The following is a 24,866-nucleotide window of genomic DNA, read 5'->3' on the forward strand; positions in this document are numbered from 1 at the left end:
TGACTGCCCTCCACCGGCACGCCGGAGGCCGTTGCGATCCTCGCCCGGTCCGGAGACCGGGCGCAGCGGATGCGTGCCCACGGCCGGCATGTCGACGAAGTCGTTGCGATCCTCGCCCGGTCCGGAGACCGGGCGCAGCACTCGATCGACGCCGAGGCCGCCGAACTGGCGGAGTTGCGATCCTCGCCCGGTCCGGAGACCGGGCGCAGCTGGACCCGAAGCCCGCCGCGCCCACCGAGCACGAGGTTGCGATCCTCGCCCGGTCCGGAGACCGGGCGCAGGCGGAGCGTGCCGAGCGGACCAAGACCACCGAGGAGTTGCGATCCTCGCCCGGTCCGGAGACCGGGCGCAGTGCTGCTCACCCTCGCTGCCGAGGTGCTGTCTCGGTTGCGATCCTCGCCCGGTCCGGAGACCGGGCGCAGGCCGTGTATGTGACCCGCAGCAGACCCCGGTCGGCGTTGCGATCCTCGCCCGGTCCGGAGACCGGGCGCAGCGCTCGGCCCGGCCGGCACGCGCGCCCTGGAGGCGGAGTTGCGATCCTCGCCCGGTCCGGAGACCGGGCGCAGGGGCCGCCTGCTCGGCACGCCCGGGGCTGATCACGGAGTTGCGATCCTCGCCCGGTCCGGAGACCGGGCGCAGGGCTCCCGAGCTGCACATATAGCCTCTCTTCGAGGCGTTAGAGGTGCAACGAGAGTCCGATTCGGGCATCTTAGCCACATTTCTTGGCTCGGAACCTCCCGGGGATTCCGTGTTCACCGGAGGTTCCTAGATCACGAAGGGGCCGCGTGGGTCGATGTGCCGAGGCTTACCAAGGTGTTCGACCTCGTCGAGGGCGTTGGCAGGTAGGCGGTAGATGCGGACGCTGTCGCGTACGGGGTCGATGACGGATTGCAGCGCGGCGACCAGCTTGACCTTGTCGGCCTCCCGGCAGACGACCTCGAACACCGACTTCTGGACCCGGTGGCCGTACGCCTCGCAGATTTTGGCGACCCGCCGGAGCCGCCGCTCACCCGCCGGAGTGATCGTTTCGACGTCGTACGTAATGAGCAGATCCATCAGTTCACGGTCCAGGGGCGGTACGCGTCCAGGTCACCCCGAAGGTGACGGGCGAGCAAGCGGGCCTGCACCAGGGGTAGCAGAGCCCCCGCCACCTCGTGTTTCAGTTGGGCGTGGGGCCAGGTCCGCCGCCGGCTGGTCTGCCAGGCATTCAGCACGGTCCTCCGGCCGGCGTCGGTGAGGCGGTACGCGCCGTTGGGCAGCGCCTCGAAATCACCTGCGGTCAGCTCGCGCCGGTTGAGCAGGGTGAACGCGAGCCGGTCGGCCAACAGTGGCCGGAACTCCTCCATCAGGTCGAGCGCGAGCGCGGGCTTGCCCGGCCGTACGCCGTGCAGGAAGCCGATGTACGGGTCGAGCCCGACCTGTTCCAACGCGCCGTGCACGGCGACCCTCAGCATGCCGTACAGGAAGGAGAGCAGGCAGTTCACCGGATCGGTCGGCGGCCGACGGTTGCGTCCTGCCGGATGCCACTTCTTGTCCGTCAGCAGGTACGGCAGGGCGGCAAAGTAGTCCCGCGCGGCGATGCCTTCGACGCCGAGCGTCTCGTCCACGCTGCACGCCTCCCGCAGCAGGTCGAGGCGCTGGGCGAGCAGTTCGGCGCTGGCCCGGAGGGCGACCTGCCGGTGCCCGGTGGTGTCCCGTGCGGTGCGTAGTAGCCCCTGGCGCGAGTTGTGCACCTTGCCGGCCACCATGGCGACCGCGATGGCGAGCCGGTGGCCGGGATCATCGGCGGCCCGGTGCTGGGCCTGCCGCAGCAGCGGGTTGCCGCTGGTGGGGCCGGCGACCCGGGCCCGGAAGCGTCCCATGCCGGTCAGCCAGCTGACGGACCGGCCGTCGTCGGCACACCGGAGGAGCAGTTCGTCGCTGATGTTGACCCCGGCGAAGAGGACCAGGTGGTCGACGCGCACGAGGGGCAGCAACTGCCGTCCGGTCTGTTCGGGGTGGTAGACCCGGACGGTGTCCCCGTCTAGGCGGAGGTTGGTGCCCGGGGTCTGGACGTAGAGGGTGTTCAACAGTTCAGTCACGCCATGGTCCGAGAGGTCGTGGGGTGAACAGGTCGACCGGCGCGGCCTTCGTCCGGCCGTCGGTGATGTCGGGTAGGCAGTCCTCGCGCAGCGAGCACCGGCGGCACCGGGTGTCGTTGCGGGCGACGGGCAGCCGTACGGACGCCAGCAGTCGACGGATGGCGTCGGCGGCTTCGGTGACCCTGGTGAGGATCGCGGCATCAATGGTGACCGGGTGGCGGCGCCGCTCAGCGACCGAGTAGATGTGCCCGGTGGGCACGTCGAAGCCGGCTTCGATCAGGCAGAGCGCCTGCCCGGCGAGTTGCAGCTCGGCCGGGCCGCCGGGCTGGTAGCGGCCCACCTTGTACTCGACCGGCACGGCAACTCGTCCGTCGAACTCGACCACGTCGCAGACGCCTCTGAGCCCGTGCGCCCTGCTGGCCACCGGCAGCGACCGCACCACTTTCACTCCGGCACGCTTCGTGACGCCGGGCAGGTCGACGACCCGGTGGCTGAGGTCCCCGCGTACGGTGTCCGCGCTCTCGCTCCACACCCCTTCGACGTGGATGAGGGCGGTCTGCCGGTGGCAGTAGGCGTAGTGTTCGAGCGCGGACAGCGGCACCTCGACCAGCGGCGGGTCACCGTCGGCGGGGTCGGTCACGGCCAGAGGTCGACCACCTTCGTGCAGGTGACTCCCTCGGGCAGGTCGGTGAGGTCCAGGTCGAGCGCGTAGTCCTCGAACCGCCGGGGGGCCTTCTCCGGGTTCTTGAGGGTCGGCCGGACCCGGGTGGTCAGGCTGGCGGCGGAGGTGACGCCGAGCGCGTCGGGGTGGCTGAAGACGTAGAGGCCGCACAGTTTCATCTCGCCACGGGTGGCCGACCGGTCGTGGTCGAACATGAGGGTGAGCGCCCGCCACAGCACCGCGAGGTCGTCGGAGGTGACTCCGGTCTTGGCGGCGCGCGGCGCGGAGAAGTACGCGCGGGCCTGGTAGAGGCCGTAGGGGACGGTCCACTTGGAACCCATCTCCGTGCTCTCGCCCTTGTCGATGTCCTCCTGGCGGGTCTGGGTGACCCGGGTGATCGCGTGGTCGGTGGGGAGGATCGGGTCGACGCTGCGCCCGAAGGTGAACTGGAGCGGGCCACGGACCTGCCCCGCCCCGCCCTTGCCACCGGTGCTCAGCACGGCCCCGAACATCCGGATGTCGTAGTAGTGCTCGCAGAGCCACCGCTGCGCGTCGGCGGACCGGTCGCCGCTCGCCTTCAACGCCTCCTCGATCCGGGTGTTCAGCGCGTGGCCCGCCTCCACGAAGATGCCGTACCTCGGGTCGTCGCCGCGCAGCAGCGACACCGTGTCCCGGATCTTCCGCTTGATGGCGACGTCCGTCACCAGGCCCTGACCGGTCTCGTCGTCGGTGCGCGGCTGGTTGCCGCCGTCCGGGTCGCCGTTGGGGTTGCCGTCGGTGACGTCGAAGAGGAGCACGGCGTCATGGCGGCGGGACGGGTCGAGGTGGGCGTCGCTCATTCGGCGTCTCCTTGGTCGGTGCTGTCGTCCGCCGGCTGCTCGTCGGGGGCCGGTGGCAGGTCGGTCTGCTTCTTGTTGGCGGCGGCCTCGATCCGCTCGGCCCGCAGGGCGGCACGCTGCTGGTGGTAGCCGAGGACGAACTGCGCCTTCTGCGCGAGGATCGCGCTGTTCGGGATCGACTCGATCCGCCCGTAGATGTCCTCGAGTCGCCTGGCGTAGGCGTCCGCCCAGGTGGGCCGGCGCAGTGGGCCGCGCAGTCGCCGGAGCCAGGCGGTGGCGTTGGTCTGCCCGTTGACCAGCACCGCCCGGGGGTTGGTGATGGCCCGGCCCATGTACCGCTCGGCGAAGGTGGTGTTCAGCTTCTGGCCGGCCTGGTGGAAGACGGTCCGTTGCAGGTCGTCGAGCACGGCGAAGACCCGGCCGGACAGGTACGCCGGGTCCTTGTTGTCCGGGTTCAAGGTTGGTGTCAGCCTTTCTGACTGGGCAGGGGTGACCCCTGGCCTGCGGCGCAGGGCGAGCCGGATCAGCGCGACCCGGGCCGGGTCGACCCGACCGTCGATCCGGATGCGGTCGACCACGTGGGTGAGCAGCTTCGGCGGCAGGGGACGCCGCAGCCAGGCGGCCCGCAGCAGCGCGCTCTCCAGGCCCGCCGGCCGGTCCTCGCCACGCGCGCCCAGCTTGATCCAGGTGCCGGGCGCCCCGCCCCGGCCGGCCTGCCACCGGCCGGCGACCCGGACGAGCTGGATCAGCCGGACCAGGGTGGGCTGGCCGGACCAGTCGGCGATGCTGTGGTCCTCGTGCCAGGCTTCGATGTTCGCCTTGACCGTGGTGAGGGGCATTTCGACCCAGTCCCGGACAACGGCGCGGGCGACGTTGCCACCGACGGTCACCGAGCAGAACGTGGAGACGTCGTCGACGCCGTTCTTCCGGCCCTCGGCCGGGGTGACGAGCATGGCCCGTGCCTGGGAGAGTTCCGGGGTGTCCAGCGGGGCCATCGGGTCGAAGCCGGAGCCGCCGACCAACCACCAGGCCAGCCGGGCGTGTTGACCGGGCAGGGCGGTGCTGTGCCGGCTGTCGCCGAGCAGCTCGGTCAGCGTGGACATGAAGGTCAGGCCGCAGCTGACGCAGATGGGCGTGTGCGCCAGGTACTTCGTCAGCTCGTACCCGTGCACGCGCTCGTTGACGCTGACCAGGGAGGAGTTCTGCGTCGCGCCGGGAAGCAGCCGCCTGGGGATCTGCTGCGGGATGGTCTTCAGCAGCTCCCGGCTCTGGCCGCAGACAAGGCACAGTCCGGCCCGGCCGAGGCCCTTACGCCCGGCGGCGACCGTCCCCCAGTGGCGGATCGCGGTCCGGTCTTCACAGACGGGCCGGTCGGCCACGAGGAAGGTGACCAGGTCGGCCCGGCCGAACTTGTCGGGTCTGGCGAGCCGGGCGGCGTGGCCGTCGGCGTAGAAGGCGGCGACCGTGGGGGCAGGTCCGTCGGGTTCGGCCTTCGCCCAGTCCTGGACGAGTTCCCGGAACGCGGCGTGCTGTTTCGGCACCCGGTCGACGTTCGAGCCGTCGGCGGTCCAGCCGAGGACGTACTCGACGGTGTCGGCGGCCAACGCGGGCGCGACACCGAAGGCACGGGTCACCGCGGGCACCAGCCGTTGCACGCCGAACCGCAGCTCCCGTACGTCGGCGCGGGCGGTGTCGACGAGCCCGCCGTCGGGGGTGCCGTCCGGGCGCAGGTGGAGCAGGAACCGGACCGGCTTGCGGGCGTAGAACGGCGGCAGGATCTCGTCGGACGTCTCGGCGTACTCGACGAGTCGACGCAGCAGCATCAGGCGACCCCGGCGGGCAGGGCCAGCTCCATGCCGCGCGGCGGCACCTGGAGCACACCCGCCTCGATCCGGGCGGCGAACCACTCCATCCGGGGTTGACCCTTACCCTCCCGGTGGATCGAGTGGAGCATGATGCCGACGTCCTCGTGGAGGTCACGCAGCCGGGGGGTGTCGTCGGGCCAGCCGAACTCGGCGGCGAACTCCCGCGTACCCAGGTAGGGCCGTTGGAAGCAGGCGCCCCGGCGGACCCGGCGGCGGAGCTGGTCCCGGTACGCGGAGACCGGCTTGTCGGCGTGCGGCGCGGTGGCGACGTGCGCGTGGATCCGGTAGGCGACGTCGCGCAGACAGACGGCGTTGCGCTGGTCGCGGTGCGCGACGGTGTCCACCCGGCGGCTGCCCTTGACGGCCTCGCTGAGCGGCACCACGTCGGTGGTCTCGTTGCGCCGCAGGGTGAACTGCCGGATCTTCCGGAGCACCTCGATCGCCACGATCTCGTAGCGCATCTCCGGCTTCCAGAAGATCGACTCCAGGACGCCGACCGCCGCCGACGGGGTCATCACCGGGTAGGTGACCCGCTCCACCTTGAGCTCCGGCCGGGAGAACAGGGCCGCCTCGCCGCTGACCTGGACGACCACCGGCAGGTCGCCCTCGGGGCTGCGGCGCAACCTGATCCCGTCGATCACGTCGGTCGTCACAGTACGAACCTCTCGGTCATCGGGTCGGAGGTGATCCCGGTCGCCGGGTCGTAGTCGCCGATCCACTCGACCAGCCCGCCGACCCGCACCTGATCGCCCAGAATCGGCCGCATCCACGCCTTCACGACCGGGTCACGGAGCAGACCGGAGTGCACGGTGGTGGTGTACGGCTGGAGCCGCCGCAGGTCACGCAGGTCGGGCACCGGGGCGTTCCGGATCCGCTCGGCCAGCTCCTCGATCTCCGTACGCTGTTCCTCGGTCTCGGCGCCCTGTGGGGTGACCACCGAGATCCCCTCGTCGCGGATCAGCCGGAAGGCCAGGTCCCGGTTCCGGGCGGACGCGCCGCCGTCCCGGGGCGGCCCGTCGGTGACCGTCTCGAACTCCCACTTCCGCCGCGCCTGCTGGACGAGCTGCCCGACGTGCGCCCGGTCCTCCAGGTTGAGCGCCTGGTAGACCCGCCGGTAGTAGGAGGTCAGCGCCGCGTCGTCGTCGGGGTCGGCCTTCCCCGGGCCGAACAGGTCCGCCGCCACCCCGACCAACGCCTGGTACGCGGGCGGTCGACCGCCGTCCGACGGGTCGAAGACGATGACCCGTCCCCGCTCGATCCGGCCTTCCCGGTTGGCCCGACCGGCAGCCTGGAGCAGCGAGTCAGCGGGGGCCATGGCCCGGTAGACCACCGGGAAGTCGAGGTCCACCCCGGCCTCGACGAGCTGGGTGGTGGCGAGCAGGACCGGTCTCCCGGTACGCAGCCGCTCGGTCACCTCGGCCAGCACCCGGCGGCGGTGCGCCGGGCACATCCGGGTCGACAGGTGCCGGGCGACGTCACCGAGCCCTTCCTCCTGCCACCGCTGGTAGACGGTGCGGGCGTCGGCGGTGATGTTGACCACCACCATCGCCGTGCCGGTCCGGGGGTCGCCGGAGGTGGTCGCCACCACGGCCTCGTCGGCGATGTCGGCGAGCGTGGGCGCGGGGTCGAGCCGCCACTCGTACGTGACCCGGCGCAGTCGCTCGGTCAGCGCCGGCACGTCCGCGACCAGCTCGAACCGGTCGAAGCCCTGGAACGCCCGCAGCGCCCAGAAGTCCGGTTGGGTGGCCGAGGAGAGCAGCACCGTCGTGCCGAAGTGCTCCACCAGCAGGCGCAGCCCGTCGAGGATCGGCACCAGCATCTCGTGCGGCAGCGCCTGGATCTCGTCCAGCACGATCACCGAACCGGCGAGCCGGTGCACCCGGCGCATCGCGGACGGCTTGCGCGCGTACAGCGACTCGAAGAGCCGGACGAACGTGGTGACGACGAACGGGGCGTCCCAGTTCTCGGCGGCCTGCCGTCCCCACCGGCCGGCCGCGCCGTCGAAGTCGACCTGGCTGTGGTGCTCCAGCACCACCGATTCGACGCCGTCCTCGTCCAGCATGTCCCGGTATACGGCGGCGTTCTGCTCGGTGATCGTCAGGAACGGCACCGCGACGACGACCCGCCGAAGCCCGTGCCGGGCCGCGTGCCGCAGGGCGAAGCCGCCGGCGGCGAGAGTCTTGCCGACGCCGGTGGGCGCGTGCAGCCGGAAAATGCCCCGCTCCCGGTCGGCGGCGGCGAGGCACCCCGCGTACACCTGCTCGCGCAGGCCGTCGATGGGTGACCGGGGCCGCTCGGCCAGCAGTTCCGCCCGCCGCTGCTCGTAACGCTTGGCCAGGTGGTCGAAGTCGGCGTCGGGTCGCACCCGGGGAGCCGGAAGCTGGTGGTGATGGGCGTGGGTGTCCAGGCCGTCCGCGTCGACCAGGGCGCTGTAGCAGAGCCGCAGCGCCATCTCGCCGACCAGCGGATCGGTGCGCCACAGCTCCGGCAGTGCGGCGCTCAGGTCGGCGGGCAGCTCCGGCAGCAGCCGGGTCAGGGCCCGCTCCGCCGAGGCGATGTTTTCCGGGGCCTTGGCCAGCGCCTCCTTGAGCCTGGCGCGGAAGACGCCCGCGTCGAGCAGGCCGCCGTGGTGGCCGAAGATGCCGATGGAGAACATGCCCAGCCCTCGCTCGTACGCGAGGCGAGCGCCGAACGCCTTGTGGTCGATGCCGACCCGGCCGTCGGTGCCGGCGACCTCCGCCAGCCGCTGCTGCCAGGCGTCACTGGCCTTGCCGCAGTCGTGCAGCAACCCGAACCAGTACGCCAGGTCACCCCCACCGAACGGCGTCGCGAACCGCCGAGCCAACTCGGCCGTACCACGGAGATGGTCTTCGAGGGAGTGCCAGACGTCGGTGCCCGGTGCCGGGCTGTGCGCCCACAGCGGAACGTCAACCGACACGAGCAGTCCCCCAACCATCACGAGGGCCTCTCATCACCGGGCCATCCAGCCAGAGCGAACACGGAGAGTCAAGCCACGACACTCCCGTGTCAGCTTCCCGACTCAACGCCGCAGGCCGGGCTTCACCCCGGCCTGCGGCATGCGCATCCCTGCTCCCGCCTCACGAATAGGCGCGCTGTTGCGATCCTCGACATCCCTCCGGACACCGCAGCCAAGGCTGGACGGCTTTGGGCTTTGAGCTTCCGCCGCCAGCGCTGGTTTACCGGAACACTTTAGCGCTCCTATAGCGAGAAGCGGGAAGCAGGGATGGTTTAAAAATAAGGCCTCCCGCGCGCTTAGACCTGTACTGGGGTGGTAGCATCCCGCCTGCCGTCGTCCAACATGGACGACGGTTCGGCGCATGCCGCCCAAAGAAGAGGGCGGCCCGCTGCTGCGAACAGCGGACCGCCGTGTCCCCGATGCCTCTACGCATGAAGGAGACTCAGTGAGGTTAGACCCTCCACCAGCCACTCCCCTACCAGACCCTGGCCGGGGGCAGCACGACTCGCGTCTACCCCTTCGTTGGGGAGTGATCCTGAGTGTCGGATCGGCCTGTGCCCTCGTTGTCGGACACGCCGAAGGACTCGCGGCCGGAATTCTTGGGTTCTTCACAGCGGTCGGCCTCCTCCACGCGGTACTGCGGGCGAGGTGAAGTTCGAATAGGCGGGACCTGCTGGGCAGACAGCAAGGCGCAGGTCCAAGCGCCCCTGGTATGACGCTCGCTCGATTTCGGTAGGCGCCCTCCGCGATCGGCTTCTTCGAGCCGGTCGCGGAGAAGCGGCCGATAAGCCACAGAAGGTCACCCAGCTACGCGAGGTCGAGGATGCTCCACTCGGCGGGCAGGACGGTTGCCGCCGCTTTCGGGCTGGTGGTGGCGTAGTGCGCTCCGTGGGTGAGGGCGACCACTGCGGCATGCCCCACCGCGATGTCGCCGTCGACGGAACGGGCGAGAACCCCCGCCTGACGTGCGGCGGCAGGCCCCAGCGGAACCACTCGCACGGCGGCGGAAGCCATGAGCAGGGCCAGCATCGCGGTGTCGAGTTCGCCCCGACCGGCTGCGTAGGCGGCAGACAGACAGGCAGCCGGTACGGCGATCTGGCTGCCTTCGTCAGCCACCTCGGCCATCAGCTCCCCGACCGCGACCTGCCCACGGGTGTACGCGGTCAGCGCGGTGGCGTCCAGCACCACCGCGATGTCGTCGTCACTCATGCGGCCTCGTCGAGGATCCGACGGCCCTCGGCGAGAGCTTCGGCGGATATGGGTCGAGACAGCCGGGACCGCCAGCGGCTTTTGCCTTCGTCGGTGACCTCGATGCCGACACGGCGCAGCACATCCTCCAGGTGCCCCGCCGCCATCTGAAAGCGAACAGCATCGGCGATGGCAGCCGAGAAGTTGCCTTGCTGATCGAGATACTCGGCGATGTCGTCAGGCAGGCTCACGCTACGTTTCGCAGTCACCCGCCGATAGTAACCCAAGCGGTAGCACTCAAGGTGCCACCAGCGCGAGTTGATGTGAAGATTCTCGCCCGATCCGAAGACCGAGCGCAGCAGACGAAGAGCGCCGCGCAGAGCGCTATGACGATCATGTTGCGATCCTCGCCCGGTCCGAAGACCGGGCGCAGCGCGGGTGGTTGGCACTGCACGACGCGTACGTCAGGCGGTTGCGATCCTCGCCCGGTCCGAAGACCGGGCGCAGCCACGGACCTGCTCGACATCCGGGGCATCCTCTCCCCGTTGCGATCCTCGCCCGGTCCGAAGACCGGGCGCAGCACGCTCTCGATGTAGCTCATGAGCGCGGGCGTCTTCAGGTTGCGATCCTCGCCCGGTCCGAAGACCGGGCGCAGCTACTGACCGGATCGCCCGGACCGTCCGGAGCGGGTCGTGTTGCGATCCTCGCCCGGTCCGAAGACCGGGCGCAGCGCATTCAGTTCGGCGCGTTCCGCGCTCAGGATGGCGTTGCGATCCTCGCCCGGTCCGAAGACCGGGCGCAGCTCCCGCTGAGGGGACTTCCATGCCACTGACCGATGCGACGTTGCGATCCTCGCCCGGTCCGAAGACCGGGCGCAGCGCCTCCGTGCCGCCCCCGTTGTAGAGGCTCAGGCCGTTGCGATCCTCGCCCGGTCCGAAGACCGGGCGCAGCACGGACGGGCCGGAGCCGCGGTTGCGGACGTTGTAGTTGCGATCCTCGCCCGGTCCGAAGACCGGGCGCAGCGGTGATGAGCCGCCCGGTGAGGATCAGCAGCACCACGTTGCGATCCTCGCCCGGTCCGAAGACCGGGCGCAGCACGGCGTGCGCCAGCACCAGGCGGCCCTGCTCGCCGAGGTTGCGATCCTCGCCCGGTCCGAAGACCGGGCGCAGCGGCGTGGTGGATCCGTAACGGGGCCGCCCTGATCCCGTTGCGATCCTCGCCCGGTCCGAAGACCGGGCGCAGCATGCCGGCAGGCCAGACGATCCCCGGCAGGGGCATGTTGCGATCCTCGCCCGGTCCGAAGACCGGGCGCAGCTCCACAGGGCCATTTCTTCGTCGTAGCGGGCGTTGAGGTTGCGATCCTCGCCCGGTCCGAAGACCGGGCGCAGCGCGGGTCACTGCTGGTCGCTCCCGTCCGGGAGCATGTTGCGATCCTCGCCCGGTCCGAAGACCGGGCGCAGCACGGGGCAGCGTGCCATCCACGGTCGCGGTCACTCGTTGCGATCCTCGCCCGGTCCGAAGACCGGGCGCAGCACTGTACCGGCTGTCGTACACGGCGGCAGGGCCCGGTTGCGATCCTCGCCCGGTCCGAAGACCGGGCGCAGCTAGCGGATCCTCGGCGGTTCGGGGTTCAGGTACGCCCGTTGCGATCCTCGCCCGGTCCGAAGACCGGGCGCAGCGGGCGATGCCGCTTCGGCGTCCGCCGACCGGCCGCAGTTGCGATCCTCGCCCGGTCCGAAGACCGGGCGCAGCGAACACGTCCACCGCCGCGAAGTAGGTGGTCTCCCCGTTGCGATCCTCGCCCGGTCCGAAGACCGGGCGCAGCAGCTAGGTTGCACCAAGATCGGACCAGTGGCCCGAGAGTTGCGATCCTCGCCCGGTCCGAAGACCGGGCGCAGCTGCGCTAACAGGCCCGGGGCACGGCCGCATCCTCTCCAGTTGCGATCCTCGCCCGGTCCGAAGACCGGGCGCAGCGACGTACGGGATCTCGCCGGCCCCCCAGTCGGACCCGTTGCGATCCTCGCCCGGTCCGAAGACCGGGCGCAGCGGCTCTCGAACAGCGGGTATAGATGTTTGACTTTCCCGCCGACCAAGAACCGTAGCCCATTTCGTTCTTTCTGCCCGAATTATCGCCTCGGAACCTCCCGGCATTTCCTTGCGCACCGGAGGTTCCTAGATCAACTTCCATCAAGCCTGACGGGTTGATCTACCCCAGACCTTGACACGGCGATCGTCACAGCGTCTACCAACACGATCACTCCCTGCCGCCTTGGTCGACCGGCTGACGGTAGCGCAGCTCGTGCAGGTGACCTCCCTTGACCAGGACCGACACCTCGACCGGACGATGCTCCCGGGACACCACCACCCGGAACTGCCGGAGGACCGGAACGTTGGGCGGCAGCGCCAGCAACGCCACCTCCTCCGGCGTGGGCATCCGCGCGGAGAGACGGTCGCTGTACTCGATCATCGGGAAACCGGCGTCAGCCAACACCTTCGGCGCTCCCCCGACGATCCGCCGTCGCCCGGTCAACTCGGTGCCGGCGGCGATCGACATCGGGTAGTACGACCAGGACAGCTCTACCGGCTCCTCGTCGTGCAGCGTCAGTCGATGCCGCAAGGCCACCCGCTCGCCCTCGGCCAACCGAAGCGCCCTCCCCACCTCGGGTGGGGGCACCGTCTCGACCACGTCGAGCAAGCGGTAGGAGTACCGGTTCCGCGCCGGGTCCTGGTACGCCGCCACCTCCACCACCAGCGGCTTCGATCGCGTACGTAGACGCCCTTGCCGACCGCGCTGACCAGGTAGCCCTCGTCCTTGAGCGCGGCGAGCGCACGCTGGACGGTGGCCGTGGCCGCCGAGTAACGGGTGACCAGGGTGGGGATGGACGGCAGCTGCGTCCCTGGGGACAGCTCACCGGCCATGATCGCCGCCCTGATCTCGGCCGCGATCTGCTCGTGCCGGGGACGACCGTCACCTCTGGTAGCCACTGCGCCTCCCGTTCAGTCGCCGATCTTCGTCTCGTACCGCAGTCGCCGACCGTCGGCCACCATGATCATCACACTGACCTCGACCGGCGTGCCGTCCTCCGTCGTGATCAGGCGGGTCAGACCCAGCACCCAACGGTGCCCGCCGAGGGCCAGCGCCTCCCGCTCCTCAGCCGTGGGCGCACGGGCGTAGACATCCTCGACGGTACGTCCGGGTCGATAGCCCAGCTCCGCCAGCAGTGTCACCGCTCCGCCACGGATCTTCTGCGGCGTGGCCAACGCCGTACCTCGAGCGATGGCGAGCGGGTAGTACGAGTCCGTCAGCTCGACGGGCCGATCGTCGAGCAGCATCAGCCGACGGCGCACCACGACCACCGTGCCCCGTTCCACGCCGAAGGCGGCGGCCACCTCGGCGGGGGCCGCCACTTCCGCGACCTCCAACAGCCGCTGGCTTCCGACTCCCCCACCGGCTGCCGCCTCGGCCTGCCAGGCGTCGGACGCAGCAGACGTCACGTACGGCAGGGAGACGCTCAGCCAACCCCGGTCAGCCACGGTCAACCTCCAACTGGCGCTGATGCACCTGGAACCTGAACCCTCTCGGTCAGGATGGCGTGAGACACCCCGTGTGAGTGGGGTGCTGACCTGCTGAGGGCGGGGATCGGAGATCCTTGTGTACGTGTCCACTTCATCTGGCAAGCAGCCGGCGTCCGGCGGCGGGGACCCGGCGCCGAAGCCGTCGCGGCGGGTCTTCAGCCCGGAGTACAAGCTCGCGATGGTCGCCGAGTACGAGAACGCCGCGAACGGAGAGAAGGGTGCGATCCTGCGCCGGGAAGGCTTGTACTCGTCGCACATCATCGAGTGGACACGGGCTCGGGATGCCGGGCACCTCGGCCAGGCAGGGACTCCGGATTCCGGCGCTGCGTCGGCCGGGTCGCGGGTGAAGAAGTCCGCAGAACAGATCGAGCTGGAGAAGCTGCGCCGGCAGAACGAGAAGCTGCAGGCGGATCTGAAGAAGACCCGCATTGCGTTGGACATCATGGGAAAAGCGCACGCGCTCTTGGAGGAACTCTCCGAGAGCGCGGACAACGACAACCCGCCGAGGAGATCCTGACCGCCGTGTTCGGGCAGTTACGCGACGCGGACATCTCCGTGCAGCGGGCGTGCGCGTTGACCGGGACATCGCGGGCGACCTACTACCGGCGGGCGAAGCCGGTGGTCGGGCCGCGGCACGGGCCGTGGCTGCCGCGGACCCCGCCGCCGCAGGCGCTCAGCACCGCCGAGCGGGAGCGGGTCCTGGCGGTGTTGAACTCGCCTGCTTATGCCGACCTGGCGATCCCGCAGGTCTGGGCCAGGGAACTCGACGCGGGCCGCTACCACTGCTCGATGTCCACGATGTACCGCATCGCCCGCGCGGCCGGGCAGAGCCGGGAACGACGCCGGCTGGCGACCCATCCGCCCCGGGTGCGGCCGGAGCTGGTCGCGACCGGGCCGGGTCAGGTGTGGTCCTGGGACATCACCGCGTTGAAAGGACCCGTCAAAGGCGTCTGGTACCGGTGTTACGTCATGATCGACATCTACTCCCGGTACGTCACCGGGTGGCTCGTCGCGGCCGCCGAGGACGCGGTCGTCGCCCGTGACTTCCTGGCCGACGCGATCGACCGTAACGGGATCGAGCCGCACACCATCCACGCCGACCGCGGCGGCGCCATGGTGTCGAAACCGGTGTCGGAGATGCTCGTCGACCTCGGTGTCCTCCGCTCGCACTCCCGACCCCGGACCTCGAACGACAACCCGTACTCCGAGGCCCAGTTCAAGACTATGAAGTACGTGCCGGATTTCCCGGCCCGGTTCGGATCCCTCGCTGACGCGAGAGCCTTCTGCGACGGCTTTTTTACCGCCTATAACCACGAGCACCGGCATTCCGGGATCGGCTGGCACACCCCGGCGTCGGTGCACTACGGCACCGCCGAGCAGATCCGCGAGCACCGCCAGAACACCCTCGACGCGGCCCACGCCACCCACCCAGACCGGTTCAACCACCGGCCACGCCCACCGCAACTACCCGACCGTGCCTGGATCAACCAGCCCACCCAACAGGACCAAACCGTCTCAATTTGACTTGACAACTACCGGAATGGGCCAAACCAGGGACAACACGGAACCAGTCCCTGCTGGCTACGGGCTGCTCGTGACCGCCACTGCACCCACCACTCGTGGGGCCAGCCATTAAGTACGCCGCGCAAGAACTCTCGTCAGCCGAACCGGCCGCTACGAATGCCCGCCAGGAAAGCTCTCCAGTTGGCCGCCTCGTAGACCAGCGCCGGCCCGTCAGGGTGGTGGCTGTGCCGTACGGCAACCCGGCCGGTGGCGTCACACAGCGGACCCGCCTCGACGCAGTTGCCGCTGCCGGCATCACTCTTGGTGCTGATGTGCCAGGCAACCTCGGGCAACATCCCAGGAGTCGTCGCCCTCGGCATCGTCATGATCACTCCAGCTGGGCCGCCAGATCCTTCAGGAACGCAGCGGTACTGGCGGAAGACATCGCCGCGTCACACAGCCGATCGTACGCCGCTGCGAGTGGCGCAGCCCGATCCGCTTCGACGTAGATCGCCCCTGACGGGGTCTGCATGCACGCTGCCTGCGGGTAGGGATCGGGCATCGAGAACAGGTCGAACTGCCCGTCCGGACTGGCGTGCGCGCCCGCCTCAAAGGACAGGACACGGATGTCCACGCCCCGGCGGTCCACAAGCGAGACGAGGTGGAGGAGCTGACCTCGCATCACCGTTCGCCCGCCGACGACTCTTCGTACCACCGCCTCGTCGATGATCGCGGAGAGCTGTACAGGTGGCTCCCGGTCGAGTAGCTGTTGCCGTGCCATACGTAGCTCAACCCAGCGCTCGACCTGCTCCTCACTGGCGTTACCGTGAGCCGCTCGGATAACGGAAACGGCATACTCGCGCGTTTGCAGCAGACCTGGCACAGCCACCGGCTGGAAGTAGGAGACGCCGGTGGCGCGGCTCTCCATCCAGATGCGGTCGATCAGCGAGCCGGTGACGTCGCCCGCGTAGCCGTCCCACCAGCCCTTACGAAAGAGCTCGCTGCTCATCGTCTTGAGGTCGTCGCGTCGCTTGGGATCGTCGACTCCGCAGATGTCCAGGTAGGCGAGCACCTCGGGTACCCGCGCCGGCAATAGTCCGCTCTCGAAACGGCTGACCGTCGAGGCGTTGCGACGTACGTACTCGGCCACCTCCTTGAGGGTCAGCCCTGCCCGCTCGCGCATTTCGCGCAGCTCGTTGCCCAGCCACTGTGCGCGCAGCGTCGGTCCACGCTGGTCGGTCAAAGTCCACCTCGACACGGTTGGAAAAAATCCTGCTACGCATTATTGCCAAACAACCCTCAATCCTGCAATGCTCTCGGTGCCCCAAAAGTCACCGAAAGTGATCAAGGGTGGCACGAAGAAGGCCGGGGCGGGTGCTGTGCTTGGCGGCCTCGTACCCGTCCCGGCCTGAGAAGCCGAACGGGAGCAGCCACGCTGGACCGCGCCCGGGGATCGACTCCCCTCCTGTCTACCACCCGAAGGTGACAGTGGCGTGCCCGGCGTGCCCGCTCCCCGTCCCCGGCCGCGCAGCGGCGCGCACCTCCGGCAGCGCCGCGCCGGCCACCGGGGGCGGGCGTACGGCATCGCGCCGCGCGCCGACCGCGCTCCCCCGTGGTCGCCGCGCCGGCCGTACGCCCGCCCCCGCCGCAGCGGCAGGGAGGAAAGCCGATGGGTGTCTACCAGTCCATGCGCCGATCGTCCGACCGGGACGAGGCGGACGCGCGGTCCGAGTCGGACGCGCGGTCCGAGTCGGACGCGCGGTCGGCGCGCGCCGTGCTCGCCGGGCACGTACCCGATGGGGAGAGCGGCCTCTGCGCGGCCTGTCTCGAACCGTCGCCGTGCCGGCCGGCGAACGCGGCGGCGAACCGGCTGGTCGAGCTGGGTCGGCCGGTGCTGCCGGACGATCCGCCGCGCCGGCCCGCCGGGTGGCGCAGCCGGTGGTTTCCGCACCGCCGGGGCCGGTACCGGACGGCGCCGCTGCTCACCCACGTCTGGCGGCTGCGGCTCGGGGCGTCCGTCGTCGGGGTCGCCGCGTGAGCCGGCGGCGACCGGCCGCCGGGCCGCGCCGGGGCGACGGCAACGGCAAGGGCGACGGCGGTACGCCGGAGCGGCACGTTCCGGTCCGGCCGGGGTGGACGTGTGCCGGGTGCGCCGCCGACTGGCCCTGCCCGGACCGGCGTGGCCGCCTGCTGGTCGAGTACGCGGGCGACCGGATCGCCCTGTCGATGTTGCTGGCCTCCTACCTGTCCGACGCCGTCGCCGACCTGCCCGGGACGCCTCCGCCGGAGTTGTACCGCCGTTTCCTCGGCTGGCCGCGCCGTCGGTGAACCGGCCCACTGCCGCACCCGCCCGACCTTGTTGCCATGATGTCGCTGTTGCAGTGTGTTTGCAGGAGTGGCTAGCGTCGGGGTGGCCTGGCGGGACGGGTGGGGTGGACGATGCGGCGATCAGGCCGGGTGGTGGGCGCGCTGCTGGCGGCGGCCCTGGTGGTCACCGGGTGCGGGTCCGGGCCGGGTGACGACGACCCCGCCGCCCCGGGCGGGGCGGAGGCCGCCGCCGGGTTCCCGGTGACGGTGACGAACTGCGGCCGTACGTTGACCTTCGACGCCCCGCCGAGCCGGGTGGTCACCGGCTACCAGCCGGTGCTGGAGACGCTGCTCGCCCTCGGCCTTCAGGACCGGATCGTGGGCCGGGTCAACTTCTCCGAGAACGGTCCGGACGGCTTCCTGCCCGGCCAGAAGGAGCTGTACGAGCGGATCCCGCAGCTCTCCGACTCGATCGCGTTCCCCGCCCGGGAGGTGCTGCTGGCCCAGGACGCCGACCTGGTGATCAGTGAGGGCTGGTACAACTTCGAGGCCAGCCGGGGCGAGGCCACCATCGACGAGTTGACCGCCGCCGGCACGCCCGTGTTCCTCACCGGTGGCTGGTGCGACGACGCCGGGCAGCGGAAGTTCCAGCTCGCCGACACGCTGCGGGACGTCCGGGAGCTGGGCCGGATCTTCGGCGTACCGGAGCGGGCCGAGCAGGTGGTGGCCGAGATGCAGAAGATCCTCGACGAGGTACGGGCGGCGGTGGCGGGCCGGCCGGCGGTGCCGGTGCTGGCCACCGACGGCGGGGCCGGCCCGGTACGGGCGTACGGCGGGGCGGGCCTGACCCAGCAGTTGATCGAGGCGGCCGGCGGGGTCAACGTGCTGGCCGGCGTCCGCGACGACCTGATCGAGGTCGGGGTGGAGCAGGTCGCGGCGACCGAGCCGACGGCGATCATCGTCACCGACTATCTTCCCGGGCCGACGGCCGCCGAGAAGTTCGCCACCGTGGCGGCGATCGTGCCGGAGTCCCCCGCCGCGAAGGACAAGCGCTACCTGCCGCTGCCGGCCGCCGGGCAGCACCCGGGCTACCGCAACATCCTGACCCTGCGGCAGGTCGCGGCGTTCCTGCATCCCGACGCCTTCCCGGGATGACCGGACGGCGACGCTACCCGCTGGTGCTCACCGCCGGCGTCACGCTGCTGGTGGTGGCGACGGTCGGGTCGGTGCTGGTCGGGTCGGTGTGGATTCCGCCGGCCCGGGTGGCGGGCGTGGTCGCCGACCATCTGCTGCCCGGCGTCACCGGCAGCCCGGCCGACGCGGTGCAGGACCGGATCGTCTGGCAGTACCGGCTGCCCCGGGCCGGGTTGGCGATCCTGGCCGGGGCGGGGCTGGCCGTGGTCGGGGCGGTCCTACAGGCCGTGGTCCGCAACCCGTTGGCCGATCCGTTCCTGCTCGGCGCCTCCTCCGGGGCGTCGTTCGGGGCCGTCCTGGTGATCGTCTCCGGGGCCGCCCTGGGTGGGCTCGGTCTGTCCGCCGCCGCGTTCCTGGGCGCGTTGGCGGCGATGGTGCTGGTGTACGTGCTGGCCCGGGCCGGGGGTCGGCTCACCCCCGGCCGGCTGATCCTGGCCGGGGTGGCGTTGGCGTACCTGTTCCAGGCCGGCTACTCGTTCCTGTTGCAGAAGGCGGACGCGGCGCGGGCCGCCCAGTCGGCGCTGTTCTGGCTGCTGGGCAGCCTGGCCGGGGCCCGCTGGCACAACCTGGGCCTGCCGGCGCTGGCGCTCGTGGTGGGGCTGACGGCGTTGCTGCTGCGCTGGCGGGCGTTGAACGCGGTCAGCGCCGGCGAGGAGGTGGCCGTCTCGCTCGGGGTGGCGGCGCACCGGCTCCGGGCGGAGGTGTTCGTGCTGACCTCGCTGCTGACCGGGGTGCTGGTGGCGGTGACCGGGGCGATCGCGTTCGTCGGGCTGATCGTGCCGCACGTGGCGCGGATGCTGGTCGGGGCCGACCATCGGCGGGTGCTGCCGGTGGCGGCGCTGCTCGGGGCCGGGTTCCTCCAGGCGGTGGACATCACCGCCCGGCTGTTGGACGCCCCGCAGGAGTTGCCGCTGTCGGTGGTGACGGCGGTGTTCGGGGTGCCGTTCTTCCTGTGGCTGCTGCGCCGCCGCGACACGGCCCGGGTGGTGTCGTGAACCTGCGGTTGGCCGGGGTGACGGTGGCGTTGGACGGCCGCCCGGTGTTGCGCGGTCTGGACGTCGAGGTGCCGACCGGCGGGTTCGTCGGGGTGGTCGGGCCGAACGGCAGCGGCAAGTCGACGTTGATCAGGGCCGTCTACCGGGCGGTGCGGCCGTCGGCGGGCGGCGTGCACGTCGGCGGGGACGACGTGTGGGCGGTGTCGGCGCGGGAGTCCGCCCGGCGGACCGCCGTGGTGGCCCAGCACGGCGGCGAGGCGGGCGAGTTCACCGTGGCGGAGACGGTGGCGATGGGCCGTACGCCGCACAAGCGGCTGTTCGACGCGGACACGGCGGCGGACCGGGAGGTGTGCGCGCGGGCGTTGGCCCGGGTCGGGTTGGCCGGGCTGGCCGACCGCCCGCTCTCCACGTTGTCCGGTGGGGAGCGGCAGCGGGTGACGATCGCGCGGGCGTTGGCGCAGCAGGCGCCGCTGCTGCTGCTCGACGAACCGACCAACCACCTGGACGTACGGCACCAGTACGAGATCCTGGCGTTGGTGCGTTCGTTGGGGGTGACCGTGCTCGCCGCGTTGCACGACCTCGATCTGGCCGTGCAGTTCTGTGACGCGCTGTACGTGCTGCGGGCCGGGCGGGTCGTCGCGGCCGGGCCGCCGGGTGAGGTGTTGACGCCGGATCTGGTGCGGGACGTGTTCGGGGTGGACGCCCACCTGCTGGCGCACCCGGTCACCGGCCGGTTGCGTCTGCTGCTGTCCCATCGGCCGGCAGGTGACGATCCGGCCGGCGCGCCGCCCGGCGTCCGCTCGTGAGTGGACCGTCTCCGATCACGACCGCCCGGTTCCCGGTGGTGACCTGCCTCACAGTCGCCCACTCTCCACCATCTGCAACTTCCACGCTCCTGCCACTCCTTGGCAACAAGATTCGCCGTCGGTAGTCTCCTGATCACCGCAGGCTTCGATGTCCCCTCCGCCTCCACGCCGGCAGAGGCGGGTCGGGGACGGCCAGAGAGCCGTGCCCGTCGAAGGAAGGAGGTGGCCCCATGGCGTTCGAGGTCGTGATCGTCGAGAGCGACGAGGAGCTGCTGCACCACCCGTCCGTCTGACACCCGACCGGGCCGGGCGCGGCCGTGTCGCCGCGCCCGGCCCTCCGCGCCGGAAGGGCTTTCGAGAATGCGGGTACGTCGCCGCGCGCACCTGGTCTGCCGGTGGGAGGCCGACGGGTTGTTCGTCGCGCTGCCCGATCAGCGACGGTGGCTGTGCGCCAACTCCGACCTGATGTCGCTGCTGCACGCCGCGACGGAGTGGACCGACGCCGACGACCTCGCCGCGCGGTTCGGCGCCGAGCACGCCGGCCGGGCGCACGCCGCCATCAAGGCCCTGCACGACGCCGGGCTGCTGGTCAGCGACGACACCGACGACGCCCTGCCGCCGGTGTGGGCGCACTGGGGTGTCGTCGCCCAACGCGCCCACGTCGACGCCCGCGACGCCAACTATCTCGTCGACTCGCCGCGTCGGGCCGAGGTGGCCGGGCAGATCACCGCCGACGGGCAGCCGCCCGCGCCGTTCAAGACGTACCCGGACGCGCCCGCGCTGTTCCTGCCCCGTCGGGCGGTGCCGCTGCGGACCCCGGTCGAGGAGGTCTTCGCCGCCCGCCGTACGCACCGGCGTTTCGCCGACGCCCCGGTGGACGTCGACGCCCTCGCCACCGTGCTGTCGTACACGTTCGCGCCGCAACGTTTCCTCGACGGCGGCCCGTTCGGCGTGCAGCAGGCCCGGGTGGCCGCCTCGGCGGGCGGTCGGCACGAGGTCGAGTGCTACGTGGTGGTGTTCGCCGTCGACGGGGTGCCGCCCGGCCTGTACCACTACGCGCCCGACCGGCACTGCCTGGAGCTGCTCGACCCGGGAGTGGACCGGGCCACCGTCGCCGCTCTCGGGTACGGACAGGAGCCCTCCTACCGGGGGGCGTTCACCTGTCTCACCACCGCCGTCGCCGGTCGACTGTCGTGGAAGTACCGGCATCCGCGCGCGTACCGGCTGTGGATGTACGACGCCGGTCACTACGGGCAGACCTTCGCGCTGACCTGCGTCGCGCTCGGTCTCGCTCCGTTCCAGACGGTCGCCTTCCACGACAGCCGGGTCGAGGCGCTGCTCGGCCTGGACCCGGACGAGGAGTTCGCCGTCTACCTGCTCGCCGCCGGGCTGCCCGAGCCCGCCGGGGTCCCCGGGTCGGCCGCCGGAGCTCCCGGGCCGGGCCCCACCGGGTTGCCGGTCGACCATCCGCATCCGCCGCTCACGCGCCTCGCGACCGCGCGCCACACCCACCGGCCCGCCGAGCCGGCCGAGAGGAGGTCCTGATGGCTCTCGACCGCTGCGTCGCCATGCCCGCCGACGCCTTCCGCGCCGACGTCTACGGCGTGCGTCACCTGCACACCCCGGCCGGTGACCTGCCCGCCGGCTTCGCCGACCTGCTCACTTCGCAGAGCCTCGACGAGCTGTTCACCGGCGGCGCGTTGCGCACCACCTCGGTACGACTGGTCCGGGACGGCCGGGAGGTGCCGACCCGGGGCGTGGTGGAGCCGGGGGACGTGCCGGCCGAGCCGAGTTTCGTCGACGCCGATCATCTGCGCCGCGCGCTGGCCGCCGGGAACACCCTGATCCTGCGTTCCCTGCACCGCTACCACCCGCCGGTCCGCCGACTCGCCCATCAACTCGCCGGTGAGCTCGGCTGCGCGGTCCGGGTCAACGCGTTCGTCACGCCGCCCCGGTCCACCGGCGTCGACCTGCACTACGACGTCCAGGACGTGTTCGTCCTGCAGATCGCCGGCAGCAAACTGTGGCGGTTGGGCACTCCGCCGCTGCCCGCGCCGCTGCCCAGCCAGGCCTGGTTCGATCTGCCCGCCGCCCGGCGTGAGCAGCTCCGTGCCGCCAGCGAGCCGCTGGGCAGCGTGCTGCTCCGGGCCGGGGACACCCTCTACCTGCCCCGGGGCACCATGCACGCCCCCCGGACCGATGACGAGCTGTCCATCCACCTGACCATCGCCGTCTCCCGGCTCACCGGTCACGACCTGCTGCGTCGTCTCGTCGACGCCGCCGCCGACGACGCCGCGCTGCGGGCCGGCGTCGACCTGGCCGAGCTGGAGGCCGATCCCGACACGGCGCGTACGACACTGACCTGGATCGCGCGGCGCCTCGCGGCCACCGCGGACGAGGTCGACGTGGCCGGTCTGCTCTGGTCGGCACGCCGCGAGGCGTTCCGGGATCTGCCCGCCGAGCCCGCGCCGGTGCTGCCCGCCCCGGTCGACGCCCCGGCGTACCGGCTGCGACCCGGCGCCCAGTACGCGGCCACCCCGGACGGCGACACCCTCCGCCTGCGGGTGCCCGGCAAGCAGGCCACGCTGCCGGTGACCACCGCCCCGGTCTTCGACGCCCTGCGCCGCCACGGTCACCTCGACCCGCGCGAGCTGACCGCGACGTTCGGCGACGACGACGCCAGTAGGCTGATCACCCTGCTGGTCGACCTCGATCTGGTCGCCCCGGTGGTCGGGGCCCGAGCGGAGCGGAGCGCCACCGCGTGAGCGCCCCGGGGCCGACCAGCTACGGCGACGCCTGGGCGGACGTCTACGACGAATGGTTCGGGGAGCTGTCCGACACCACCCCCGCGGTCGGCGTCCTCGCCGGGCTCGCCGCCGGCGGCGTCGCCCTGGAGGTCGGAGCCGGCACCGGGCGGCTCGCCGTACCACTGGCCCGGGCCGGCGGTACGGTCATCGCCGTGGAGTCGTCGCCCCGGATGGCCGGTCGGCTGCGCGCCAAGGCGCAGGGCCTGCCGGTGCGGCTGGTGGTCGGGGACGTCCTCGACGCGGACTGGTCGGCCCACCTGCCCCCGGGCGGCCTGGCCCTGGCCTATCTGAGCTGCAACACCCTGTACCAGCTCCCGGACCAGCAGGCCCAGCGGCGCTGCCTGGCCCGGCTGGCCGCCGACCTCGCGGTGGGCGGGCGGCTGGTCGTCGAGGCGTCGATGCCGAACCTGGCCCTGCTCGCGGCCGGCCGGAGCACCAGCATGCGGGTCCTGCCCGACGGCCGGGTCGCGGTCACCACCGTCCGGGCCGACCCCGCCCACCAGCGGACCACCACCGACACGGTCGTGTTCGACGGCCCCCGACAGCATGTCCTGCCGGTGCGGGAGCGCTACGTCTGGCCCGCCGAGCTCGACCTGCTGGCCCAACTCGTCGGCCTGGGACCGGAGCAGCGGTGGTCCGGCTGGGAGCGCGGGCCGTTCACCTCGACCAGCACCGGCCATGTCACCGTCTACCGGAAATCCAGCCTCTGATGACTCTCGCCGCACCGGCCAGCCGCCCCACCATCCGCACCCAGCCGCGTTTCCTGCGGGTCTGGGGCAGTCAGTCCGCCGGCGCGCTCGCCGACCAGATCCTCCCGGTGGCGCTCAGCCTGTACGTAATCCGGCAGGGCGGTGGGGCCGGGGCGGTCGCCACCATCCTCGCCGGCCGGGCTGTCGCCCTGGTGGTGTGTCTGCTCGCCGGTGGGGTGCTGGCCGACCGGGTCTCCCGGACCCGGATCCTGCTCGCCGCCGATGTCCTGCGCGCCGTCGCCGTGCTGACCACGGTGCTCGTGCTCGACCGGCTGCCGCTGGCCGCGCTCGCGCTCGTCACCGCCGGGTGCGGGGCGGCCGAGGCGTTGTCCCGCCCGGCTCTGCGGTCCCTGGTGCCCGCCCTGCTGCCGGATCGACTGCTGGAACGGGGCAACGCCTTCGTCTCCGCCGTGCACCGCGGCTCCGCCATGCTGGGCGCCCTGGTCGGGGCGGCGCTCGTCGCCGCCATCGGCACCCCGGCGGCCCTGGTGGCGGCCGGGGTGCTGTTCGCCCTGGGCGCGCTCGCCGTCGCGGGCGTCCCCGACACGGCCACCGCCAAGCCGACCGGCGGGGTGCTCGCCGATGCCGCGTCCGGGCTGCGTGAGGTGCGCCGCCGACCCTGGGTGGTCGCCGTGATGAGCGCCGTTGCCGTCCAGCTCTTCGCCGGCACGGCGCCGGCCCTCGTCCTGCTGCCGCTGATCGCGGAGCGTGACTTCGGGGGTGAGCTGGCCTACGGGGTCGTGCTGGCCGCGCTGGCCGCCGGGGCGCTGCCCGCCATCGCCGTCGCCGGCCGGTGGCGTCCGCGCCGGCCGGGTCTGGTGGGCATGCTGGCCCTGACCGCGTACGCGGCCCTGCCGTTGAGTCTCGCCGTGCCGTTGCCCCTGCCGGTCACCGCCGCGTGTTTCGCCGTCGGCGGGTTCACCGTCGAGCTGTACTTCGTCTACTGGCTGTCGGCCCTCCAGCGCGCCATCCCGGCCGGCGCCCGGGGCAAGGTCCTCGCTCTCGACCAGCTCAGCGCCTATGCCCTGCTGCCCATCGGGTACGCCCTGACCGGTCCGCTCGTGGCCGTCCTCGGTGACCGGACGACCCTGCTCGCGGCGGCCGTGGTCACCGCCGCCGCGACCGCCCTGACCCTTCTGGTGCCCGGGGTCTCCCGTTTCGCCGACCCGGGGCCGGAGCAGGTCCGGGCTGATTGACGCCCGCCAGCCTACTCAGTACCGTACATCGTCAATAGCCTATGTAAGCGTTGATACTCGTAGGCTGCGGCAACCCCGCTTGCGTGATCTTCGTATCCGCGGAATGGCACGTCAAACAGCC

23 protein-coding genes, 1 pseudogene and 2 CRISPR repeat arrays (1 of these 26 running past the window's edge) are annotated in these 24,866 nt (G+C 71.5%); of the genes and pseudogenes, 11 read left to right on the forward strand and 13 right to left on the reverse strand.

The window, feature by feature from the left end; genetic code table 11:
• Positions 1–639: a CRISPR direct-repeat array (repeat unit 36 nt; unit sequence GTTGCGATCCTCGCCCGGTCCGGAGACCGGGCGCAG); it begins 264 nt to the left of the window's first position.
• A gap of 126 nt (positions 640–765) precedes the next feature.
• The 11 genes and pseudogenes from cas2 to O7606_RS18190 all read right to left on the reverse strand — a co-directional run bounded on the left by cas2 (position 766) and on the right by O7606_RS18190 (position 13,146).
• Complete coding sequence (gene cas2 / locus O7606_RS18135; protein WP_281595216.1) at positions 766–1,056, reverse strand: CRISPR-associated endonuclease Cas2; 291 nt, start codon at positions 1,054–1,056, stop codon at positions 766–768.
• The gene (cas1c, locus tag O7606_RS18140; protein ID WP_281595217.1) at positions 1,056–2,081 is read right to left on the reverse strand and encodes a type I-C CRISPR-associated endonuclease Cas1c; all 1,026 of its coding nucleotides are present in this window, start codon (positions 2,079–2,081) and stop codon (positions 1,056–1,058) included. Before cas1c ends, cas2 begins: the two co-directional genes overlap by 1 nt.
• On the reverse strand, positions 2,074–2,721 hold the full coding sequence (gene cas4 / locus O7606_RS18145; RefSeq protein ID WP_281595218.1) for a CRISPR-associated protein Cas4: 648 nt from the start codon (positions 2,719–2,721) through the stop codon (positions 2,074–2,076). Before cas4 ends, cas1c begins: the two co-directional genes overlap by 8 nt.
• Entirely contained in the window at positions 2,718–3,581 is an 864-nt protein-coding gene (cas7c, locus tag O7606_RS18150; RefSeq protein ID WP_281595219.1) for a type I-C CRISPR-associated protein Cas7/Csd2, read from the reverse strand. Before cas7c ends, cas4 begins: the two co-directional genes overlap by 4 nt.
• Positions 3,578–5,404: a type I-C CRISPR-associated protein Cas8c/Csd1 gene (gene cas8c / locus O7606_RS18155; protein WP_281595220.1), complete on the reverse strand. Its 1,827-nt coding sequence runs from the start codon at positions 5,402–5,404 to the stop codon at positions 3,578–3,580. Before cas8c ends, cas7c begins: the two co-directional genes overlap by 4 nt.
• Positions 5,404–6,087, reverse strand: coding sequence for a type I-C CRISPR-associated protein Cas5c (gene cas5c / locus O7606_RS18160; protein WP_281599746.1), 684 nt, complete (start codon positions 6,085–6,087; stop codon positions 5,404–5,406). Before cas5c ends, cas8c begins: the two co-directional genes overlap by 1 nt.
• 8 nt (positions 6,088–6,095) lie before the next feature.
• The gene (cas3, locus tag O7606_RS18165) at positions 6,096–8,384 is read right to left on the reverse strand and encodes a CRISPR-associated helicase Cas3' (RefSeq protein ID WP_281595221.1); all 2,289 of its coding nucleotides are present in this window, start codon (positions 8,382–8,384) and stop codon (positions 6,096–6,098) included.
• A gap of 846 nt (positions 8,385–9,230) precedes the next feature.
• A complete protein-coding gene (locus O7606_RS18170; RefSeq protein WP_281595222.1) occupies positions 9,231–9,632 on the reverse strand; it encodes a hypothetical protein in 402 nt (133 codons plus the stop codon).
• Positions 9,629–9,880, reverse strand: a complete 252-nt coding sequence (locus tag O7606_RS18175; protein ID WP_281595223.1) for a hypothetical protein — start codon at positions 9,878–9,880, stop codon at positions 9,629–9,631. The genes O7606_RS18170 and O7606_RS18175 overlap by 4 nt, the downstream gene beginning before the upstream one ends.
• A 54-nt stretch (positions 9,881–9,934) precedes the next feature.
• Positions 9,935–11,659: a CRISPR direct-repeat array (repeat unit 37 nt; unit sequence GTTGCGATCCTCGCCCGGTCCGAAGACCGGGCGCAGC).
• A 207-nt stretch (positions 11,660–11,866) separates the two neighbouring features.
• Positions 11,867–12,597 (reverse strand): annotated as a pseudogene (locus O7606_RS18180) (GntR family transcriptional regulator).
• A 12-nt stretch (positions 12,598–12,609) separates the two neighbouring features.
• Positions 12,610–13,146, reverse strand: coding sequence for a UTRA domain-containing protein (locus tag O7606_RS18190; RefSeq protein WP_281595225.1), 537 nt, complete (start codon positions 13,144–13,146; stop codon positions 12,610–12,612).
• Between the two features lie 124 nt (positions 13,147–13,270).
• Here O7606_RS18190 and O7606_RS27655 point away from each other — a divergent pair, with 124 nt between their 5' ends.
• Together O7606_RS27655 and O7606_RS18195 are read left to right on the forward strand one after the other, a co-directional pair.
• A complete protein-coding gene (locus O7606_RS27655) occupies positions 13,271–13,705 on the forward strand; it encodes a transposase (protein WP_348651111.1) in 435 nt (144 codons plus the stop codon).
• Positions 13,706–13,710: 5 nt separating this feature from the next.
• Positions 13,711–14,712: an IS3 family transposase gene (locus tag O7606_RS18195; protein WP_348651112.1), complete on the forward strand. Its 1,002-nt coding sequence runs from the start codon at positions 13,711–13,713 to the stop codon at positions 14,710–14,712.
• Between the two features lie 134 nt (positions 14,713–14,846).
• Here O7606_RS18195 and O7606_RS18200 read toward each other — a convergent pair whose 3' ends face one another.
• Together O7606_RS18200 and O7606_RS18205 are read right to left on the reverse strand one after the other, a co-directional pair.
• Positions 14,847–15,047 (reverse strand): DUF397 domain-containing protein, encoded by a 201-nt coding sequence (locus O7606_RS18200; protein ID WP_281595226.1) that lies wholly within the window; start codon positions 15,045–15,047, stop codon positions 14,847–14,849.
• A 32-nt stretch (positions 15,048–15,079) separates the two neighbouring features.
• Complete coding sequence (locus tag O7606_RS18205) at positions 15,080–15,934, reverse strand: helix-turn-helix transcriptional regulator (RefSeq protein WP_281595227.1); 855 nt, start codon at positions 15,932–15,934, stop codon at positions 15,080–15,082.
• A gap of 444 nt (positions 15,935–16,378) precedes the next feature.
• Between O7606_RS18205 and O7606_RS18210 the strand changes: the two genes are divergently transcribed.
• The 9 genes from O7606_RS18210 to O7606_RS18250 all read left to right on the forward strand — a co-directional run bounded on the left by O7606_RS18210 (position 16,379) and on the right by O7606_RS18250 (position 24,745).
• Complete coding sequence (locus O7606_RS18210) at positions 16,379–16,729, forward strand: hypothetical protein (RefSeq protein WP_281599747.1); 351 nt, start codon at positions 16,379–16,381, stop codon at positions 16,727–16,729.
• Positions 16,726–17,019, forward strand: a complete 294-nt coding sequence (locus tag O7606_RS18215; RefSeq protein ID WP_281595228.1) for a flavin reductase — start codon at positions 16,726–16,728, stop codon at positions 17,017–17,019. The genes O7606_RS18210 and O7606_RS18215 overlap by 4 nt, the downstream gene beginning before the upstream one ends.
• A 111-nt stretch (positions 17,020–17,130) precedes the next feature.
• Positions 17,131–18,153, forward strand: coding sequence for an ABC transporter substrate-binding protein (locus O7606_RS18220; RefSeq protein WP_281595229.1), 1,023 nt, complete (start codon positions 17,131–17,133; stop codon positions 18,151–18,153).
• Entirely contained in the window at positions 18,150–19,187 is a 1,038-nt protein-coding gene (locus O7606_RS18225) for an iron ABC transporter permease (protein WP_281595230.1), read from the forward strand. Before O7606_RS18220 ends, O7606_RS18225 begins: the two co-directional genes overlap by 4 nt.
• A complete protein-coding gene (locus tag O7606_RS18230; RefSeq protein WP_281595231.1) occupies positions 19,184–19,993 on the forward strand; it encodes an ABC transporter ATP-binding protein in 810 nt (269 codons plus the stop codon). Before O7606_RS18225 ends, O7606_RS18230 begins: the two co-directional genes overlap by 4 nt.
• 360 nt (positions 19,994–20,353) lie before the next feature.
• A complete protein-coding gene (locus O7606_RS18235; protein WP_281595232.1) occupies positions 20,354–21,538 on the forward strand; it encodes a SagB/ThcOx family dehydrogenase in 1,185 nt (394 codons plus the stop codon).
• A complete protein-coding gene (locus O7606_RS18240; protein WP_281595233.1) occupies positions 21,538–22,758 on the forward strand; it encodes a cupin domain-containing protein in 1,221 nt (406 codons plus the stop codon). The genes O7606_RS18235 and O7606_RS18240 overlap by 1 nt, the downstream gene beginning before the upstream one ends.
• A complete protein-coding gene (locus O7606_RS18245; RefSeq protein WP_281595234.1) occupies positions 22,755–23,510 on the forward strand; it encodes a class I SAM-dependent methyltransferase in 756 nt (251 codons plus the stop codon). Before O7606_RS18240 ends, O7606_RS18245 begins: the two co-directional genes overlap by 4 nt.
• Positions 23,510–24,745 carry an MFS transporter gene (locus O7606_RS18250; RefSeq protein ID WP_281595235.1) on the forward strand — a complete coding sequence of 412 codons (1,236 nt, stop codon included), beginning with the start codon at positions 23,510–23,512 and terminating at the stop codon, positions 24,743–24,745. Before O7606_RS18245 ends, O7606_RS18250 begins: the two co-directional genes overlap by 1 nt.
• Positions 24,746–24,866: the final 121 nt, after the last annotated feature.

Source organism: Micromonospora sp. WMMD882, assembly GCF_027497255.1.
In the GTDB taxonomy this organism is placed as follows: domain Bacteria; phylum Actinomycetota; class Actinomycetes; order Mycobacteriales; family Micromonosporaceae; genus Micromonospora.